We start from the raw sequence: 18,869 nt of genomic DNA on the forward strand, positions 1-18,869 counted from the left end.
CGACGAAACCCGCAGCCGCGCACAGACCGCAGAACCCGCCCCTCAAGCGTCCTGCTGAAACGGGGTAGACCATCACCATGGCCCTTGCACGCACGCAGACAGACCTCACCAACCGCATCCTCGGCGGCTGGCAGGGCCGCATCGCGGGCAACATGCTCGGCAAACCGGTCGAGCAGGGCGAGGTGTGGACCCGCGACCGCATCGACCGCTACCTGCGCCAGGCCGCCGCCCTGCCGCTGACCGACTACCTCCCCGAGCCGATCAGCGAACACGACGGCTTCGAGCTGCGCCCCGAGTGGCGCCAGTGCGTGCGCGGCCGCATCCACGGCAGTTGCCGTGACGACGACGTCGACTACGCGATCCTCGGCCTGGACCTGCTGGAGACCCACGGTTTCGGCTTCAGCACCGAGCAGGTCGGCGACCTGTGGCTGCTGCGGCTGCCGTACCTCCAGACGTTCACCGCCGAGCGGGCCGCGTACCGCAACCTCGCGAACGGGCTGAAGCCGCCGCTGACGGCGACGTACGACAATCCCTACCAGGAGTGGATCGGGGCGCTGATCAGGGCCGACATCCACGGCTGGACCTGCCCGGGCGTGCCGCGCCGGGCTGCCTCGCTGGCGCGGCGGGACGCGGTGCTGTCGCACACCGGCAACGGGGTCTACGGGGCGATGTGGGCGGCGGCGCTGATCGCGGCGGCGTTCACCGCACCCACCGTGCGGCACGCGATCGACGAGGCCCTGGCCGTGATCCCGGCGAGCAGCCGGCTGGCCCGCACGGTGCGCCGGGTCGTCTCCCTGCACGACACCCGGATGTCCTGGGAGGACACGCTCACCACGCTCACCGAGGAGACGGCCGGAATGGGCTGGATCCACACCGTCCCGAACGCCGCCGTCCTCACCGCCGGCCTGCTCTACGGCGACGGCGACTTCACCCGCACCATCGCCCTGACCGTGCGCGGCGGCCTGGACACGGACTCCAACGGCGCGACGGCGGGGTCGGTGGCCGGGGTGTTCGGCGGGGCGGGGGCCATTCCGGAGCAGTGGACGGTCCCGCTGGAGGACACGGTCCGCAGCGCGGTGTTCGGCTTCGACGGGGTGCGCATCAGCGAGCTGGCGGAGCGGACGCTGCGGCTGGCGGAGCAGCAGGCCTGACCGGATCGAACCGGCCATTCCCCGCCCGAGCGGGGTGCCCGAGCGACTGTTTCCGGCCACGTGTCCGCGGTCCGACTATGTAGATCAAAACCGAACGTAAGGTGATCTGGCCATTGGCTCGTTCGATCATTTTGCGTCATCTGGTTCGCGTCCTCGCGCCTGACAGAAAGCGTCTGCTTGTCATGTCTCGTCTCAGAACCGCCCTGCGTGCCACCGCCACCGCGACCGTCCTGACCGCCGCCGTGCTCACCGCGCCGGGGGCCGTCGCCGCCGAGCAGTCCACGGCCTCGGCCTCCGCCACCGTGTGCGGCACCGGCTACACGCTGCGCAAGGCGATCCCGCTGCCCCTCGGCGTCGACCCCGCCGTACGCAAGGCGACCCTCTTCGCCTACGAGAACGGCGGCAAGGGCTGCGTCATCCTCGACAACAACGTCGGCCGGGCGCAGTACATGTCCGTGCAGGTCTGCAAGGTGGACGGCACGGCCTGCGACCCCGACACGGGCACCTTCAGCGAGTACGCGGGCCCGGTGTACGTCTCCAGCTTCGCCTGCGCCCCGGTGACCGCCAAGATGGGCTCGTCCTCCGGCAGCTTGTACGTCAACTACAAGTCCAGCTACGTCTTCCCCTGCGGCTGAGCCGTCATCGGGTGGTTACCCTGCCCCAATGACCACGTCTTCTGACTACGCCGCCTACCTCGCGTCCCTGCCCCGCGTCCTGGCCGGCGCCGCCGCGCTGTTCCGGGACGGCGAGGGCCGGGTGCTGCTCGTCGAGCCCAACTACCGGGAGGGCTGGACGCTGCCCGGCGGCACGATCGAGTCCGACGACGGCGAGACCCCGCGGCAGGGCGCCCGGCGCGAGACGGCGGAGGAGATCGGGCTGGACCGGGAGCTCGGCCGGCTGCTGACGGTGGACTGGGTGCCCGGCACGGGGCGTCCGCCGCTGGTGGCGTACCTGTACGACGGCGGGGTGCTGAGCGAGGACGAGCTCAAGGCGATCCGCCTCCAGGAGGAGGAGCTGCTGTCCTGGCGGCTGGTTCCGCGCGAAGAGCTGGCCGACTATCTGCCGGGCGCCCACAGCCGCCGTGTCCTGGCCGCCCTGGACGTCCTGGCGAACGGCTCGGGCACGGCGGAGCTGGAGAACGGGCACCGGGTTTCCTGACCGGTTCCGCCCGTGCACCCGCCGGCGCCCTGTTCGATAACCGCTCGCCGCTGTCGTACGGCCCGGCCTACCCTCGGTGACATGGCCAAGCCCCTCGTCGCGCTCCTCACCGGCGCCGGTATCAGCACGGAATCCGGGATCCCGGACTACCGCGGGCCGAACGGGCTCTGGCGGCGGGACCCGGATGCCGAGAAGCTCGTCACGTACGCGTACTACATGGCCGACCCGGAGATCCGCCGCCGCTCCTGGCGGATGCGGCGCGAGAACCGGGCCCTTCAGGCGGAGCCCAACGCCGCGCACCGGGCGGTGGCCGAACTGGAGCGGTCCGGGGTGCCCGTCCGGGTGATCACGCAGAACGTGGACGGGCTGCACCAGCTCGCCGGAATGCCCGACCGCAAGGTCCTCGAACTGCACGGCACGGCCCGGAGTGTCGTCTGCACCGGCTGCCACGCCCGCGGCTCGATGGAGGACGCGCTCGCACGGGTCGAGGCCGGTGAGCACGACCCGCCGTGTCTGGAGTGCGGCGGCGTCCTGAAGTCGGCGACGGTGATGTTCGGCGAGCGGCTCGACCCCGTCGTCCTCGGCGAGGCGGCCGCCATCAGCAAGGCCTGCCAGGTGTTCGTCGCCGTCGGTACGAGCCTGCAGGTCCAGCCCGCCGCCGGTCTCGCCGGTGTCGCCGCCGACCACGGCGCCCGCCTGATCATCGTCAACGCCGTACGACGACCGTGCCGACGAGATCGTCCGCGAACCCATCGGCACGGCGCTGCCGGAGCTGCTGCGCGGTCTCACGGCCGAGGCGCGGCCAGCAGATCCTCCAGGCGCGTGAGCGCGTCACGGCCCTGGTCGCGTTCGGCTTCGGTGAGTTCGAGCGCGGTGGCCCGGGCGAGGGCGGTCGCCGCCGCGTCCTCGTCGCCGAGTCGTCCCGCGATGTCCGCGCGCAGGACGAGGAGCTGAAGCAGCTGGACGCGCGTCGGCGTCTCGTCCGTCAGGCGCAGGACACGGTCGACGACCTTGGCGGCGCCCGCCGCGTCCCCCTTGGAGTCCGCCAGGAGCGACGCGTGGTGCAGGGCCCGCGCGAACGTCTCCTCGGGGGCCGGCCCGTGGTGTCGGTCCTCGCCCGTGCGCTGCCCGACCCGGATGCAGTTGCCGCCCGGGTCCGTCATGAGGAACTGCCGCACGCCGTACGACATGTCCTTGAGCGGCCCGACCCGCGGCAGGCCCCGGGTGGGGATCCTGCCGTACGCCGCCTTCAGCCCGGCCCGGAACGCCTGGTACAGGCCGTCGACGTCGTCGGTCAGGACGTAGCAGGTGCTGATCGAGCCGGTCGGCTCGTAGTGCTTCATCGCGAAGAACTGCAGCTCGATGCCGCCGCGTTCGACGACCGCGTACGGGTTGGGGCTGCGCTGCTGGTACGTCACCTCGAAGCCGAGGGCGGTGTAGAACTCGAGGACGGGAGGGAGGGTCCGGCACGGCAGGATCGGGATCGTCTTCTCCGGCATGACCCCACTCTAGTCAAATTTGACCAGACGGGAGCCTAAAAGAGCGCGGCCCCCCGTTCGAAGTCCAGCAGGCGCTGCTTGCGCTCCAGGCCGCCGCCGTAGCCGGTGAGGCCGCCGTTCGCGCCGATGACCCGGTGGCAGGGGACGATGATGCCGATCGGGTTGCGGCCGTTGGCGAGGCCGACCGCGCGGGAGGCCGTGGGGGCGCCGAGGGCGTCGGCGAGTTGGCCGTAGGTGCGGGTCTCGCCGTAGGGGATGCGGCGGAGTTCGTCCCAGACCCTGCGCTGGAACGGCGTGCCGGTCAGGCGGAGTTCGACGGTGAACTCCTTGAGCTCCCCCGCGAAGTAGGCCTTCAGTTGCTCCTCCGTCTGCGCGAACAGGGTGTCGTCGCGGGTGCCGAAGGTCTCCTCCGGCGGGCGGTGGCGCTGGCCGGTCATGTAGAGGCCGCACAGGACACCGTCGTCGGCGACGAGGGTGAGGGGGCCGTAGGGGCTGTCGGTCACGGTGTGGTGCTTCATGAACGTCCCTATACCGGTAGGAAGTTGATCGGGTGACTGTCGGTCGCCCAGAGGTACTGGACGGCGTAGGCACGCCAGGGGCGCCAGGCCGCCGCCCGGGCGGTGAGCTTGGCCGGTGTGGAGGGCAGGCCCAGTTCCTGGGCGGCGCGGCGGATGCCGAGGTCGGTGGGGAGGAAGGCGTCGGGGTCGCCGAGCGCGCGCATGGCGATGACGTCGGCCGTCCAGGGGCCGAAGCCGGGCAGGGCGAGGAGCTGGGCGCGGGCCTGCGGCCAGTCGCTCTCCACGCCCAGGTGGAGGTCGCCGTCGGCGAGCCTGCGGACCAGGGTGGTGAAGGTCGTGCGGCGCGTGCGGGGCATCGCCAGGGTCTCCGGGTCCAGCGCCGCGAGGGCCTCGGGGGCCGGGAAGAGGTGCGTGAGGCCGCCCTCGGGGTCGTCGACCGGGTCGCCGTGCGCGGTGACCAGGCGGGCCGCGTGGGTGCGGGCGGCGGCGGTGGAAACCTGCTGGCCGAGCACGGCCCGGACGGCGAACTCCGCCTCGTCCACCGTGCGCGGGACTCGCCGGCCGGGCGCCTTGTCGACCAGCGGTGCCAGGACCGGGTCCGCGCGCAGCTGCTCGTCGATCGCCACCGGGTCGGCGTCCAGGTCGAGCAGGCGGCGGCAGCGGCTGATGGCGACGGTCAGGTCGCGCAGGTCGCTGAGGGTGAGGCGGCAGGCGATGTGGTCGGGGGTGGGAGTGAGGGCCACGATGCCGTGGCCGTACGGCAGCCGCAGGGTGCGCCGGTAGGAGCCGTCGCGCCATTCCTCCACGCCGGGTACGGCCGTGGCGGCGAGGTGGCCGAAGAGGTTGTCGGGGTTGAGCGGGGTCCGGAACGGCAGCCGCAGGGACAGCGCCCCGGGGGTGCTCGCGCCCTGCCGCTTCGGGGCGCGGGCGCGCAGCTCGCTCGGGGCGAGGGCGAAGACCTCGCGGACGGTGTCGTTGAAGGTGCGGATCGAGGCGAAACCGGCGGCGAAGGCGATCCGGGCCATCGGCAGGGCCGTCGTCTCGATGAGCAGCCGGGCCGTCTGGGCGCGCTGGGCGCGGGCGAGCGCGAGCGGACCCGCGCCCAGTTCGGCGAGCAGCTGGCGCTCGACCTGCCGGGTGCTGTAGCCGAGGCGGGCTGCGAGGCCCGGCACGCCCTCGCGGTCCACGACGCCGTCGGCGATCAGCCGCATGGCGCGGGCCACGAGGTCGGCGCGCTGGTTCCACTCCGGGGAGCCGGGGCTGGTGTCGGGCCGACAGCGCTTGCAGGCCCGGAACCCGGCCTGCTGGCAGGCCGCCGCACTCGGGTGGAAGACCATGTTCTCCGGCTTGGGCGGCACGACCGGACAACTGGGACGGCAGTAGATGCCGGTCGTCAGGACGGCCGTGAAGAACCATCCGTCGAACCGGGCGTCCTTGGACCGGACGGCGCGCACGCAGCGCTCGGTGTCGGTGTGCATCCCCATCTGCATGCGTCCAGCATCCGGCACCGGACGGGGCGAGGCTGGCGAGAATCCGACATCGACGTGCCCGGGCGGCGCCCCGCGGAGACCACCGGAACCAGCATGAATGAATATTCATTCATATGTTTGTGGGTGACCGGTACGATGACGTCATGGGTCATGGAGCCGTCATCCCCGCGCAGGACGCCACCGAGCGCGTACGCCTGGACGCGGACAACGTCGCGAAGGTCGCCACCACGCTCCAGGCCCTGTCCACACCCTCCCGGCTGCTGATCCTGGCGCGGCTGCGGGAAGGCCCGCTTCCGGCCACCGAGTTGGCCGCCGAGGTGGGCATGGAGCAGTCGGCCTGCTCGCACCAGCTGCGGCTGCTGCGCAACCTGGGCCTGGTCGTCGGCGAGCGGCAGGGGCGTTCGGTCGTCTACGCGCTGCACGACCACCATGTCGCCGAGCTGCTCGACCAGGCCGTCTACCACGTGGAGCATCTGCGCCTCGGCATCAGCGACGCCGCCGACTGAGGCGGCGCCGCCCGCTTGAGGCGGCGCCGCTGTCCCGCCGTTCGTTCTATTCGGTGGCCGTCGGCCGTCGCGAGGCCGCCATCGCCTCGCTCACGCGCGTCAGCGGACGCAGCCGATAGGTGTACGCGTAGTCGCGGTTGGCGAAGAGCTTGAACTCGTCGTGGGTGTGGGCGCCCCAGCTGTTGTCGCCACCCACGCCCATCTGACGGTGGTTGACCCGGAGGACCACCGCGTCCCTGGGGTCGAGCTGGTAGTCGTGGCGGGCGCCGACCGACAGGTCCTCGGGGGTGAAGCGCGAGGCGTTGACCTCCAGCAGCGGCTCACCGCAGACGAGCAGTCCGCGTCCGCCGCCGTCCGTCAGCGCGGCCCAGCGGACATCGGTCTTGTTGCCGTTCTCCTGGGGACGCAGGTAGGAGGTCCACTGCCCGGAGACCGGGCCGGAGTACAGGCCGACGTCGGTGGCGTTGTTGCGGTCCCACATGTTCTCCTCCGGGCCCCGGCCGTAGTAGTGCAGCCGGTCCAGGCGGCGGGGCAGGAACAGCAGGGTGCCGACCTCGGGGATGTACGGCAGGTTCGGCGCTCCCGGGTGCAGGGTGTTGTCGACCTTGATCTCGCCGTTGCCGAAGACCGTGTACGTCGTGCTGTACGTGGACTCCGTGCTGGTGGGCAGCGTGCCGGTGACCGTGACCTCGACGGCCCGGTCGTCCAGCGGCCGGACCCGTACGTCCGCCACCTTCCGCTTGGCTCCCGCGTCGCGCCACGTCTGGTTGCGGGTGTGGTGGCCGTTGCCCCGGTCGTTGTCGGTGGGCGCCCGCCAGAAGTTCGGGACGGGGCCGGAGGTGATGAGCTTGGTGCCGCCCGCCTCGTACGACGTGATGGTGCCGGTGCTCTTGTCGACGGTGACCGAGAAGCCCTTGCCCCTGACCGTGACCTCCTCGTCCCGGTCGGTGTAGCGCAGGGCGGGGACGCCGCGCAGCGGCAGGGGCGTCACGGCCGGGCTGTCGGTGTCGAGGGCGAGCTGCTGCTTGGCCACCTCGAAGCCGGCCTTCGCCCACTTGGTGGACTCTTTGGTGGTGAAGGAGAGCTGCAGGAAGTACTCCGTGCCCGGTGCGGGCTGCGCCGGCAGCCGCACCGGCACCTTGATGTCCTTGCTGGAAAGCGGCGCGACGTTCAGCTGGTCGCGGGTCAGCCGGCCGCGCTGGACGACCTTGCCGTCGGCGACGAGAGACCAACGGCCGTCGAACTCGCGGAGGTTGGTGAAGAGGTACTCGTTGGTGAGGGTGACGGCACCGAGGCCGCCTCCGGAGGCCGGTGCCGCGTTGATCGCCTGGTAGATCTGCTTGACCTCGGCGGACTTGCCCGTGAGGCCGCGGTCGGCGGTGATGATGCCGTCACCGGCGAAGGCGCCGTCGTTGGGGTTGTCGCCCCAGTCGCCGCCGTAGGCGTAGAACGTCTTGTCGCGCGGGCGCTTCTCGGTGAAGCCGACGGTGGCGGCGTCGAACCAGAACCGTACGCCCTCGTCGTCCGGGCCACGGCTGTCCGAGGCCAGCTCCGCGGCGCTCAGCGCACGGGCGTAGACGCGGGCCCGCCGGATGGTTCCGCTGAACTCCCGGGTCGGATTGTCGACGTCGGTGGCGAGTGTCAGGGACGCGGTGTTGGTGCCGGGGCGCCGGGTGGTGGTCCGGGTGCCGCGCACCTGGCCGTCGACGTACAGGGTGAGCGTCCCCGCGTCCGCGTCGAAGACACCGGCGACGTGGTGCTCCTTGCCCGTCCAGCCGTCCGGCAGCGCCCAGCTCGCGGTGACCCACTGACCGCCGCCGTGGATGAAGAACTCCAGGTTCTTGTCGGTCTGTTTGAGGGCGTACTGGGTGTCGCCCTTGGCGATGAGGGGCTGGTGCCCGCCGGTCACGTGCGGGGTGACCCAGGCCTCCAGGGTGAGGGAGCCGGTGAGGTCGAGGCGGGCGTCACGGGGGAAGACGGTGCCGCCGGAGACGCCCTTCGCGCGGTCGAAGCCGGCGGCGGGTGCGATGACCTCGCCGCGCAGCGCGCCCGGGCCGGACTCGGTGAGCAGCTTGCGGGTCGGGGTCGGCCAGCTCAGGGCCTGGTCGACGAAGTCCCAGATCCAGCCGCCCTGGAGGACGTCGTAGCGGCGGACGATGTCCCAGTACTTCTTGAAGTTGCCGTTGGAGTTCCCCATGCCGTGCGAGTACTCGATCATCACGTACGGGCGGGTGTCGCCGGTGTCCTTGGCGCGCTGCTCGACCCGCTGCGGGCTGTCGTACATCTCGGAGCGGATGTCGCTGATGCCCGGGCGGTCGTCGCCCTCGTACTGGATGACACGGGTGGGGTCGTAGGAGCGGATCCAGTCGTACATGGCGTTGAACGTCGTGCCGCCGCCCGCCTCGTTGCCGAGGGACCAGATGACCACCGAGGCGTGGTTCTTGTCGCGGTGGACCATGTTCTGGGCGCGGACCACGCACGCCTCGGTCCACTCGGGGTGGCCGCTGCCGGGGAACCTGTCGCGGATGCCGTGGGTTTCGAGGTTGGTCTCGCCCACGAGGTACAGGCCGTACTCGTCGGCGAGTTCGAGCCACAGGGGATTGTTGGGGTAGTGCGAGGTGCGGACGCTGTTGATGTTGAGCCGCTTGATGATCTCGATGTCCTCGATCATCTGCGCCCGGGTGAGCGCCGAGCCGGTCTCGGGGTGCATCTCGTGCCGGTTGGTGCCGCGGAAGGAGACCGGCTTGCCGTTGATGCGCATCAGGCCGTCCTTGAGCGCGAACTCGCGGAAGCCGACCCGGTGCGAGAGCGTCTCGACGACCTTGCCGGACGGGTCGCGCAGCCGCAGCACGGCGGTGTAGAGGTTCGGGTGCTCGGCGGACCAGAGCTTCGGCGAGGGGACGGCTCTGGACGCCTCGGCGGTGGCCTCGTCACCGTCCGGGACGTCGACGGGCTGGTTCAGGGGCCGCGACCAGACCGCGTGGCCGCGCGCGTCGTACAGCTGGGTCTCGACCGTGTAGCGGCCCGCGCCCTTGCCGCCGTAGTCGCGGACGTGCGCGGTGACCTTGAGCTCGGCCGACGTGTAGTCGTCGCCGAGCGGGGTGTCCAGTTTGAAGTCGCGCAGGTGCACGTTCGGCGTGGAGTACAGGTGGACCGAGCGGAAGATGCCGCTCAGCCGGATCATGTCCTGGTCCTCCAGCCACTCCGCGTCGGAGTAGCGGTACACCTCGACGGCGATCTGGTTGGTGCCCGGCTTGAGGTGGGGGGTGATGTCGTACTCGGCGGAGGTGTAGGAGTCCTCGTGGTAGCCGGCCAGCTCGCCGTTGATCCACACGTAGTGGGCGGACTTGACGCCCTCGAAGTGCAGGAAGGTGCGGCGGCCCGACCAGTTCCGGGGGACGGTGAAGGTACGGCGGTACTGGCCGACGGGGTTGTAGCGGGTCGGGGCGGCCGGCGGCTGGGCGTCCTCGCCGCCGCCGTTGGGGCCCCACCAGGGGTAGGTGATGTTGATGTAGATCGGGAAGTCGTAGCCGTGCAGCTGCCAGGCCGAGGGCACGGGGATGGTGTCCCAGCCGGAGTCGTCGATGTCGGTGCGGTAGAAGTCGGCGTCCCGGTCGTCGGGGCGGTCGGCGTAGGCGAACTTCCACGTGCCGTCGAGGCTCAGCCGGTACGGCGAGCGGGTGCGGTCGCCGTCGAGTGCCTGCTCGACGTCCGCGTACGGCATGAGCGTGGTGTGCGGCGGCTCGGTGCCCACGCGGTACACGGCCAGGCCGTCGTTCCACTCCGGCGGGCCGTCCGCCGCCGGGCGCCGGCCGGCCGCGTGCGCGACGGCGGGCGACGCGGACAGGGCGAGCGCGCCGAGCACGGCGGCGCCCCCTTCGAGCAGGCGGCGACGGCTGACGACGGGCCGGTCGGCGGGGGACGGGAGCGGGTGCGGCATGACCGTGGCCTTCCTCGGTTCGACAGGGTGCTGCACGGACTGAGGGCACGTCAGATGTGATGCCCAACTCCCGGGCTGGGTGTTTCTGTTGGGACTCGTGCAACTGACGGTGACGGAGCAACTGCTGAGCAGGCACACCCTAGGACTCGAACACAATCGAAGCAATGACCTCGTCGGACTTTGTGCGGTCCTGATGGTTATCTCGCGTCAGGCGCCTTCAGGCCCCCTCAGGCCCCCTCAGGCCCCGAGGAAGGTGAGCACCTCGCTCGTCAGCCGGGCGGGGGCGTCCAGGGGGACGAGGTGGCCGGACTCCGGGACGGGCACGAGCCGCGCGCCCGGGATCAGCCCGGCCAGCTCCTGCCCCTTGGCGAAGGGGATCCAGGTGTCCTCGGTGCCCCAGCAGACCGTCACGGGCAGGTCGAGGGTGGGATAGAGCGGCTGGATGTCGTCGGTGTAGCGCTGGTCGGCCTGTGCGATCTGCCGGTAGAAGGCGGCCTGGCCCCGCTCCCCCGTCCATGGCCCGACCAGGGCGTCCAGCGTGGCGGGCCGCAGGCCGAGGTGGCTCGCGGACGTGACGTACTCGCGCACCAGCGCCTCGTGCAGCGCGGCCGGCAGCTGCTCGAAGACGTGGCTGTGCTCGCCGACCAGCCGGAAGAAGGGGGAGCCCCAGGGTTCCAGGGCCACCGGGTCGACCAGCGCGAGCCGCCGGTAGCGGGCGCCGTGCAGCAGATGGGCGCGCAGGGCCACGCAGCCGCCGAAGTCGTGCGCGACGACGGACGGCTCCCCAAGCCCCCAGTGCGCGAGCAGCTCGGTGAAGATCCGGCCCTGGGTCCCCAGCGAGACGTCCTGGTCCGGGTGCATGTCGGAGGTGCCGTAGCCCGCCATGTCCCACACGTGCACGTGGTGCCCGGCGGCGGCGAGTGCCGGAGCGATCTCGTGCCACACGTACGAGGAGAAGGGCGTTCCGTGCAGCAGCACGACCGGCTCGCCGCCGGGATCCCCGAACCGGTCCCAGCGCACGGTCCCCGATGTGGTGGCCAGGCTCTCCCGCAGCGTCCAGTCAGCCAAGATTCCCGCTCCCTCTCTCCGAGCACCGACCCGCGATTATTTGTCATTTCGGCGCGACAGTGTCACTCCTCCGACCGTAATGTGACCTCATCGGACAGCCTGCGCAATGGATCTTGGCCGGACCTTTTGCCGCGCCGGAAGGAGCGGCTCGCATGAACGGGTATGCGCCATCGGACCGGGACGCCGTCACGGCCGCGCCCGGCGGGCTGCTGGACCTGCTGAAGGTCGCGGCCGTGGTCCTGGACGGCGGCGGGCACATCGCCCTGTGGAGCCCCGAGATCGAGCAACTCCTCGGCTACACCCCCGAGGAGGCCCTGCGGCAGCGCGCCGACACACTCCTGATCGCGCCCGAGAACCGTTCCCGGGGCAGGGAGCTGTTCGCCCAGGTCAGGTCGGGGGACCGCTGGGCCGGCGTCTTCCCGCTGCGGCACCGCGACGGCACGGAACGCGCCGTGGAGTTCCGCACGATGCGGCTCCTCGACAGCGAGGGGCAGCCCCACCTGCTGGGACTCGCCACGGACGCGACGACCGTACGGAGGGTGGAGCGGGACCTCGCCCTCTCGCACAGCCTCGTCCACCAGACGCCGCTCGGTATCGCCGTCTTCGACAACGAGCTGCGCTGGGTCGGGGTCAACCCCGCGCTGGAGCGGATCAACGGGGTGCCCGAGGAGGCCCTGCTGGGCCGGCGGCTCGGCGAGGTGCTGCCGGGCCTGGACGTCGAGGCCATCGAGGGCCGGATGCGGCACGTCCTCAAGACCGGCAGGCCCCTGCTCGACCAGCAGACCATCGGCCGTACGGCGGCGGACGAACACGACCGGGCCTACTCGGAGTCGTACCACCGCATCGAGGACACCGACGGCCGGGTGCTCGGTCTCGCGATGGCCGTGCTGGACGTGACCGAGCGCCAGCAGGCCGCGGCCGAGGTCGCGCAGGCACGCCAGCACCTGTCGGTGATCGCCGACGCCGGGGTGCGGATCGGCACCACCCTGGACCTGCAGCAGACCGCCCGGGAGCTGGCCGACGTGGTGGTGTCGCACCTCGCGGACCTGGCCGCCGTGGACGTCCTGGAGTCCGTCGTGGCCCGCGGCACCATCGCGCCGGTGTCGGGCGGCGCACCCGCGGAGTTCCGGGCGCTGGCCGTCGCGGCGGGCTACCCGACCGACGCCATCCACGCCGCCGACCCGGTCGGCGAACTGGCCACCTACGCTTCGTCACGGATCATCACGCAGTGCGTCCGCAGGGCCCGGCCGGTCCTGGTCGAGCGCGTGGATCCGAAGATGATGCGGCGCATCGCCCGGGACGCACGGGCCGCCCGGACCCTGCACGAGGCCGGCGCACACTCCTATATGGCGGTGCCGCTGATGGCCCGGGGCAAGGTGCTCGGCACCCTCACCCTGTACCGCACGGTCGACGAGCGTCCCTTCGACGACCGGGACCAGGTGCTCGCCTCGGAGCTCGCCGCCCGCGCCGCGATCTGCATCGACAACGCCCGCCTCTACGGCCGGGAACGCGGCACCGCCCTGACGCTCCAGCGCAGCCTGCTGCCGGCCACGCCCGCCGAGCAGGAGGGGCTGGACATCGCCGCCCGCTACCGCCCGGCGCTCAGCGAGGTCGGCGGCGACTGGTACGACGTGCTGCCGCTGGGACCGGGACGCACCGGGCTCGTGGTGGGCGACGTCATGGGCAAGGGCGTCCAGGCCGCGGCGATCATGGGACAGCTGAGCACGGCGACGCGGGCGCTGGCCCGGCTGGACCTGCCGCCCGCCGAACTGCTGCGGCACCTCGACGACATCGCCGGCTCGCTCGGCGACGCGATCGCCACGTGCGTGTACGCGGTGTGCGACCTGCGGGCCGGTGTCTGTTCGCTGTCCAGCGCCGGTCATCTGCCGCCCGTGCTCGCCGGGGCGGACGGCGGCGCGAAACTCGTCGACGTGCCCGGCGGCGTGCCGCTGGGGGTGGGCGGCGTGGAGTTCGGCACCGTGGAACTGGAGTTCACCCCGGGCTCCCTGCTCGCCCTGTACACCGACGGGCTGGTCGAGAACCGCGGAGAGCCGATCGACACCGGCCTCACCCTGCTGACCCGCCTCGTGGAGGACGCGGGGCCCAGCCTGCAACGGGCCAGTGACAGCCTCCTCGGCGCGCTGAGCCCGGAGCCGGACGACGACGTCGCACTCCTGCTGGTCCGCGCCCGGTCCTGAGCGCGCTCGGCGGCAACTGTTAACATATGTGCGTGAGTTACGTTCTCTACCTCTGATCCGGGCCACCGGCTCCGCCCCTCGCATGCCCTGACGAACACGGGCCGAGGCGCCGGGAGCCACGACGTCGCCCACGGCCCGCCCGATTCCGGGCCCGGCCGTCCGTCGGATCCGAAGGCTCGCTCACACCCCCCGCCCGTACCGGGGGTGAAGTGTGCCTCCTTGACGAGGAGGAGAACGTGACCCCCCTTACCCTGCCTGCCCGCGACCGGGCCCAGCTCATCTGCGCCGGCGTCCGCGTCGACCGCGGTGGCCGCACCGTGCTGCACGACGTCGGGATGAAGGTCTCCCCCGGTGCCCGCTGGGGCGTCGTCGGCGAGAACGGACGCGGCAAGTCGACCCTGTTGCACGTCCTGGCCGGCCTGCTGGCCCCGGACGCCGGGACCGTGCACCGCGTGGGCACCCTCGCCCTGGCCGAGCAGGAGCTGCCGGCCGGGGACGAGCGTACGGTCGGCGACTTCATCGACGAGTACCTGGCCGGCGCGCGTGCCGCCCTGCGGGAGCTGGACGCCGCCGCGGAAGCCCTCGCGGCGGAACGGCCCGGTGCCGAACGGGCCTATGCCGACGCCCTGGAGGCGGCGCAGGCGCTGGACGCCTGGGACGCCGACCGCCGGGTGGACGTGGCCCTGGACGGGCTGGGCGCGGTCGGCGACCGTGCCCGTCCCCTGGCCACCCTGTCGGTCGGCCAGCGCTACCGGATCCGGCTGGCCTGCCTGCTGGGCGCCGAGTACGACGTCCTGCTCCTGGACGAGCCGACCAACCACCTGGACGCGGGCGGGCTGGAGTACCTCACCGCCAGGCTGCGCGCCCACACGGGCGGTGTCGTGGTGGTCAGCCACGACCGGGCGCTGCTCGCGGACGTGGCGACGACGATCCTCGACCTCGACCCCACGCGCGACGGCCGGCCGGGCGTGTACGGCGGTGGCTACGCCGGCTACCGGGAGGGCCGCGAGGCCGAACTGGTGCGCTGGGAGGAGGAGTACGAGCAGCAGCGGACCGAGCACGTCCGTCTCCAGCAGGCCCTCTCGGAGGTGCAGAACGGGCTGAGCACCGGCTGGCGCCCGGACAAGGGCACCGGCAAGCATCAGCGCGCCACCCGCGCCGGTGCCCTGGTGCGCTCCGTCCACCGGCGCCAGGACGACCTGGACCGCCACAAGGTCACCGCGCCGGTGCCGCCGCAGCGCTTCTCGATGCCCGCCCTGCCCGCCCGGCCGGGCGTCGTCCTGCTGCGTGCGGAGGAGGTCACGGTCGACGGGCGGCTGCAGCACGCGACGAGCCTGTCGGTGACGTCCGGCGGCAGGCTGGCCGTCACCGGCCCGAACGGCGCGGGCAAGTCCACGCTCCTGTCCGTCCTGGCCGGCCGGCTCGACCCGGACACGGGCCGGGTGCACCGGGCCCGCGGGGTGCGGGTGCGTCTGCTCGGGCAGGAGTCTCCGCGGGCCACGCACCGGCGGGCCCGTGACCTCTACGAGGCGCACACCGCGCGCCTGGTCACGGCCGGCGTGCTGAAGGAAGGTGAGGTCGTGGGGCTCGGCTCGCTGGGTCTGCTCACCTCGCGCGACGCCGGCAAGGCGGTGGCCGAACTGTCGACCGGTCAGCAGCGGCGTCTCGACCTGGCCTTATCGCTGGCCGCCCGCCCGCACGTGCTGCTGCTGGACGAGCCCACGAACCACCTGTCCATCGCGCTGGTCGACGAGCTCACCGAAGCGCTGCACAGCACGGCGGCGGCCGTCGTCCTGGCGACCCACGACCGTCAGATGCGACGCGACATCGCCGACTGGCCGCACCTCGCGCCGGCGCGCCACCGCCCGGCGGGCCGGGGGGTCGGTGCGGGGGCGAGCTGACGGGGCGCCGCTCACGACGCGGACGGCCGGCGCTCCGGGCGGGCTCACCCGCCCGGAGCGCCGGGCACAGCCGTGGTCGGGGGACGGTCCGAGCTGCTCTCAGGCCTCGTCCTTCCGCACGGCGCACAGGGCCCAGATGATGAAGCCGGACATCGCGATCATCACGACCGACCAGACCGGGTAGGACGGCAGGGAGAGGAAGTTGGCGATGATGACGAGGCCGGCGATGCCCACGCCGGCGACCCGGGCCCACGTCGACGCCTGGAACAGCCCCATGCTGACGATCACGGCGACCGCGCCCAGGATCAGATGGACCCATCCCCAGCCCGTGAGGTCGAACTCGAACACGTAGTTGGGCGTCGAGAGGAACACGTCGTCCTCGGCGATCGCCGCGATGCCGCGCAGGATGCCCAGGATCCCGGCGATCATGAGCATGACGGCACCGAAGACCATCAGGCCGACGGCGAATCCGCGTTTCGCGGTGTGCCCGTGCGTAGGGTGTGTGGCGGTCATCCTGCTGCCTCGTTTCTGTCGGGTCCGGCGCGCGGTCGCGGCCGCACGCCCGGCAACCGTTCCGTGCCGTTCTCAGCGTGCTCACGTACGGGACGGGGCCGCCTCACCCGCGGTGGGTGATCCGTACGGCGATGGTCCGCCCTGGCGCGCCGTGCGCTGTCACCCGGCGCAGGTGAACCTCACAGCAGCCGCCGTTCGCGGGCGCGGCGCACCGCGTCGCTGCGGCGGCTGACCGCGAGCTTGCGGTAGATGCTCTTGAGGTGGGTCTTCACCGTGTTCACGGACACGTGCAGGTCGGCGGCGATCTCCTCCGTCGACCTCATCTCGGCCAGGAGCCGTAGCACGTCGCCCTCGCGTGCGCTGAGGTCCTCGACGGCGAGGGCCGGGTGCCGGTCCGGCACGGTGGGCCGGGGGTCGTGGTGGGGGCCGGGGCGGGAGAGGAGCCAGCCGTCGGCCAGTTCCCGGAGCCGGCCGGTGCTCAGCAAGGGGCGGAGCCAGGGACCGGCTTCCAGGAAGGGCCGGCGCAGGTGCCCGCGCCGGCCGTCCAGGAGGGCCCGGGCGACGAGGCGGCGGGCGGCGACCGGGTCGCCTCTCTCGTACGCAACCTGGGCACGGACCAGCGTGGCGCGGATGGTCACCGCCGGGCCGGGCCGGTCGTCCTCCGGCAGGCTGTCGATCATGTCGAGCGCCCCTTCGACATGGCCCGCCGCGAGCCGGGCCCGCGCCGCCTCGACCGCACAGGCCGTCCGGTGGTGCGCCACGCGCTCCACGACCGCCCGGGCCGATTCGGGACGCCCCCGGGCCAGGTGGGCGGCGGATGCGAGCAGGGCGGCGTGGTCCTCCGCCCAGGGTGAGCTCACCGCTGCCGGGACGGACGCTTCCGCCGCCGCCAGCGCGGCCCGGGCGTCCCCTCGGGCGAGGAGCAGCCGCCCCCGGGTGAGGGTCCGGCCGGCCTCCACGACGGGGTCGCCGGTGAGCGGGAGGGAGGCGGCCGCCGCGTCGAGGAGCGCCTGGGCGTCGTCGAGTTCGTCGCGGTCGATGAGGACGGCGGCCAGGACCAGCGGGGCGATGCCGGACCCGGACCGCCGGGGCAGGCTGTAGCGCTCCGCCTGGTCGGCCGCCGCCAGGGCCTTGTGCTCCGCCGGGCCGGGCCGGCCGTTCAGGTAGTCGATCAGCGCGAGGTGGCCGAGGGCTTCCCACCTGGGCAGCGCCATCGCCGCTCCGCCGGGGTGTCCGGCGACCGCCGACAGGGCGTCGCGGGCGGCGTCGAAGCGACCGGCCCACAGGCGGGCGGAGCCGAGGTGGGTGAGCAGGAGGGCGGTGACTTCGGGGTGGGCGTCCAGGCGGTGTGCGGGGACGTCCTGCCGGAGGGCGCGCGCCTCCTCGGCGGCTCGCTCCGCCCTGTCCGGAGAGCCCGTCATCCGTGCCGCCAGGGCTTCCAGCAGGGCGCAGCCGAGCCGGACCGGGGCCCGGTCGCTGCCGTTCGCGGCCAGGTCGCGTTCGGCCCGGTCCAGGTGGGGCAGGCCGTGGTCGAGATCGTGGCGGGCCAGTTCGCGGGCGGCGCGGACGAGGTCGGGCGCCGGGCCCGTGGCCTCGGGGCTCATGCGCGCGAACAGGGCGGACAGGTCCTCGGAGTGCAGACCGGTGAACAGCTGCCCGATCGCGAGGTCGTCCACCACGGCGTTGGCGGTGAACTCCCAGTCGTCCGCCGCGGCACCCTGGACGAGCGCTTCGTGCAGGGCTCCGGACCGCCGCAGCCACCGCGCGGCCCGGCCGCGCAGCTCCGGTTCCAGACCGGGGAAGCGCTCTCGCAGGTGAGCTCGGAGGATCTCCGCGAACAGCGGGTGCAGGCCGTACCACGAGTGGCCGAGGTACTGGACGAAGGCGTTCTGCCGGTGCAGCGCGGCCAGGACCGGCTCCGCGTCGGTGCGCAGGGTCAGCGCGTTCACCAGGTCGGGGCAGCAGCGGTCCAGGACGCTGATGCGCAGCAGCAGGTCCTGGGTGGCGGGTGGCTGCCGGTCGAGCACCTCGGCCAGCAGGAAGTCGGCCACCGCACTGTGGTCGGCCTCGAACTGCTTGACGTACAGGTGGGGGTCCGCGACCTGCCGGGCGGCCAGTGCGCACAGTCTGAGGCCGGCGGCCCATCCCTGGGTGCGCTCCACCAGGGCCCGCACGGCGCTGTGGTTCAGATGCAGACCGTGCCGCGACAGCAGCACCCCGGCCTCCTCGGCGGTGAACGCCAGCTCCGCGTCCCGGATCTCCGTCATCTCGCCCGAGGCCCGGTACCGGTGCAGCGGCAGCAGGGGTTCCGTACGGGTGACGAGGACCAGGCGCAGGCCGTGCCCGGCGTGGTGCAGGACGAACTGCAACTGCTCCGCGATCTCGGGTGAGCTCACCCGGTCGAACTCGTCGAGGACGACGACGGTCGTGTGGTCCCGGCTCTCGAGGTCGGCGGCGAGGCAGGTCAGCGTCCGTCGGTCCACCCGGCCGGCCTGCGCCGGGCAGCCGACCTCGGCTGCCACCGGTACGCCGGCGGCGCGCAGTGCCTCCAGCAGATAGGCCCAGAAGATCCCGGGTGCCTGGTCGGCGGGGTCGGCCGTGAGCCAGACGACCGGTTCGCGCAGGCCGGCGGCCCAGTCGGCGACCAGGAGCGTCTTGCCGGCGCCGGCCGGGCCGTTGACCATCGTCAGGGGTGTCATGAGCGCCTGGTCGAGGTGTCGGGCCAGGCGGGTCCGGCGCAGGAAGCCGGCGGGCCGCTTCGGCAGGGCGAACCGGGTACGCAGCAGCGGGTCGCCCGTGGGGTCGACGCCCGTGGACGCCGGCTCCGCACCAGTCTCCGCGGTCGCGGCCATGGGGCTCCCACTGCCTGCCGTGCGCCGGATCATGAGCAGCACTCGTCTTCCTCAGGATCTCAGTGTTCACTCCCC

The 18,869-nt window shown here is 72.6% G+C and carries 13 protein-coding genes and 1 pseudogene; 7 read left to right on the top strand and 7 right to left on the bottom strand.

Going from position 1 to position 18,869, the window contains the following annotated elements:
• The first annotated feature begins 77 nt into the window (after positions 1 to 77).
• From MQE23_RS09230 to MQE23_RS09245, 4 genes and pseudogenes are all read left to right on the top strand, one after another.
• The gene (locus MQE23_RS09230; RefSeq protein WP_243378839.1) at positions 78 to 1,151 is read left to right on the top strand and encodes an ADP-ribosylglycohydrolase family protein; all 1,074 of its coding nucleotides are present in this window, start codon (positions 78 to 80) and stop codon (positions 1,149 to 1,151) included.
• A 182-nt stretch (positions 1,152 to 1,333) separates the two neighbouring features.
• The gene (locus MQE23_RS09235; protein ID WP_020274591.1) at positions 1,334 to 1,786 is read left to right on the top strand and encodes a hypothetical protein; all 453 of its coding nucleotides are present in this window, start codon (positions 1,334 to 1,336) and stop codon (positions 1,784 to 1,786) included.
• 28 nt (positions 1,787 to 1,814) lie between these two features.
• Entirely contained in the window at positions 1,815 to 2,309 is a 495-nt protein-coding gene (locus tag MQE23_RS09240) for an NUDIX hydrolase (protein WP_243378840.1), read from the top strand.
• 81 nt (positions 2,310 to 2,390) lie between these two features.
• Positions 2,391 to 3,135: pseudogene (locus tag MQE23_RS09245) on the top strand (Sir2 family NAD-dependent protein deacetylase).
• Here MQE23_RS09245 and MQE23_RS09250 read toward each other — a convergent pair.
• From MQE23_RS09250 to MQE23_RS09260, 3 genes are read right to left on the bottom strand one after another with little or no spacing between them, the layout of a single operon-like run.
• Positions 3,095 to 3,808, bottom strand: a complete 714-nt coding sequence (locus tag MQE23_RS09250; RefSeq protein WP_243378841.1) for a VOC family protein — start codon at positions 3,806 to 3,808, stop codon at positions 3,095 to 3,097. The pseudogene MQE23_RS09245 and the gene MQE23_RS09250 sit on opposite strands and share 41 nt — an antisense overlap.
• Before the next feature lie 35 nt (positions 3,809 to 3,843).
• A complete protein-coding gene (locus tag MQE23_RS09255; RefSeq protein WP_020274587.1) occupies positions 3,844 to 4,326 on the bottom strand; it encodes a methylated-DNA--[protein]-cysteine S-methyltransferase in 483 nt (160 codons plus the stop codon).
• Positions 4,327 to 4,334: 8 nt separating this feature from the next.
• Entirely contained in the window at positions 4,335 to 5,816 is a 1,482-nt protein-coding gene (locus MQE23_RS09260) for an AlkA N-terminal domain-containing protein (RefSeq protein WP_279345138.1), read from the bottom strand.
• A gap of 143 nt (positions 5,817 to 5,959) precedes the next feature.
• On the opposite strand from MQE23_RS09260, the gene MQE23_RS09265 reads away from it, so the two are divergent.
• The gene (locus tag MQE23_RS09265; protein ID WP_020274584.1) at positions 5,960 to 6,322 is read left to right on the top strand and encodes a metalloregulator ArsR/SmtB family transcription factor; all 363 of its coding nucleotides are present in this window, start codon (positions 5,960 to 5,962) and stop codon (positions 6,320 to 6,322) included.
• A 46-nt stretch (positions 6,323 to 6,368) separates the two neighbouring features.
• On the opposite strand, the gene MQE23_RS09270 is transcribed toward MQE23_RS09265, so the two are convergent.
• Entirely contained in the window at positions 6,369 to 10,262 is a 3,894-nt protein-coding gene (locus MQE23_RS09270) for a glycoside hydrolase family 2 TIM barrel-domain containing protein (RefSeq protein WP_243378842.1), read from the bottom strand.
• A 237-nt stretch (positions 10,263 to 10,499) separates the two neighbouring features.
• Positions 10,500 to 11,330 (bottom strand): alpha/beta hydrolase, encoded by an 831-nt coding sequence (locus MQE23_RS09275; RefSeq protein ID WP_020274582.1) that lies wholly within the window; start codon positions 11,328 to 11,330, stop codon positions 10,500 to 10,502.
• A 152-nt stretch (positions 11,331 to 11,482) separates the two neighbouring features.
• Between MQE23_RS09275 and MQE23_RS09280 the strand changes: the two genes are divergently transcribed.
• Positions 11,483 to 13,528 carry a SpoIIE family protein phosphatase gene (locus tag MQE23_RS09280; RefSeq protein WP_020274581.1) on the top strand — a complete coding sequence of 682 codons (2,046 nt, stop codon included), beginning with the start codon at positions 11,483 to 11,485 and terminating at the stop codon, positions 13,526 to 13,528.
• 236 nt (positions 13,529 to 13,764) lie between these two features.
• Positions 13,765 to 15,429: an ABC-F family ATP-binding cassette domain-containing protein gene (locus MQE23_RS09285; protein WP_243378843.1), complete on the top strand. Its 1,665-nt coding sequence runs from the start codon at positions 13,765 to 13,767 to the stop codon at positions 15,427 to 15,429.
• A gap of 99 nt (positions 15,430 to 15,528) precedes the next feature.
• Here the strand turns inward: MQE23_RS09285 and MQE23_RS09290 are convergent, their stop codons facing one another.
• Positions 15,529 to 15,942 (bottom strand): hypothetical protein, encoded by a 414-nt coding sequence (locus MQE23_RS09290; RefSeq protein WP_020282217.1) that lies wholly within the window; start codon positions 15,940 to 15,942, stop codon positions 15,529 to 15,531.
• Between the two features lie 179 nt (positions 15,943 to 16,121).
• A complete protein-coding gene (locus tag MQE23_RS09295; RefSeq protein ID WP_243378844.1) occupies positions 16,122 to 18,794 on the bottom strand; it encodes a LuxR C-terminal-related transcriptional regulator in 2,673 nt (890 codons plus the stop codon).
• Between the last annotated feature and the right edge of the window lie 75 nt (positions 18,795 to 18,869).

The sequence above is a fragment of the Streptomyces sp. HP-A2021 genome, assembly GCF_022807935.1.
In the GTDB taxonomy this organism is placed as follows: domain Bacteria; phylum Actinomycetota; class Actinomycetes; order Streptomycetales; family Streptomycetaceae; genus Streptomyces; species Streptomyces afghaniensis.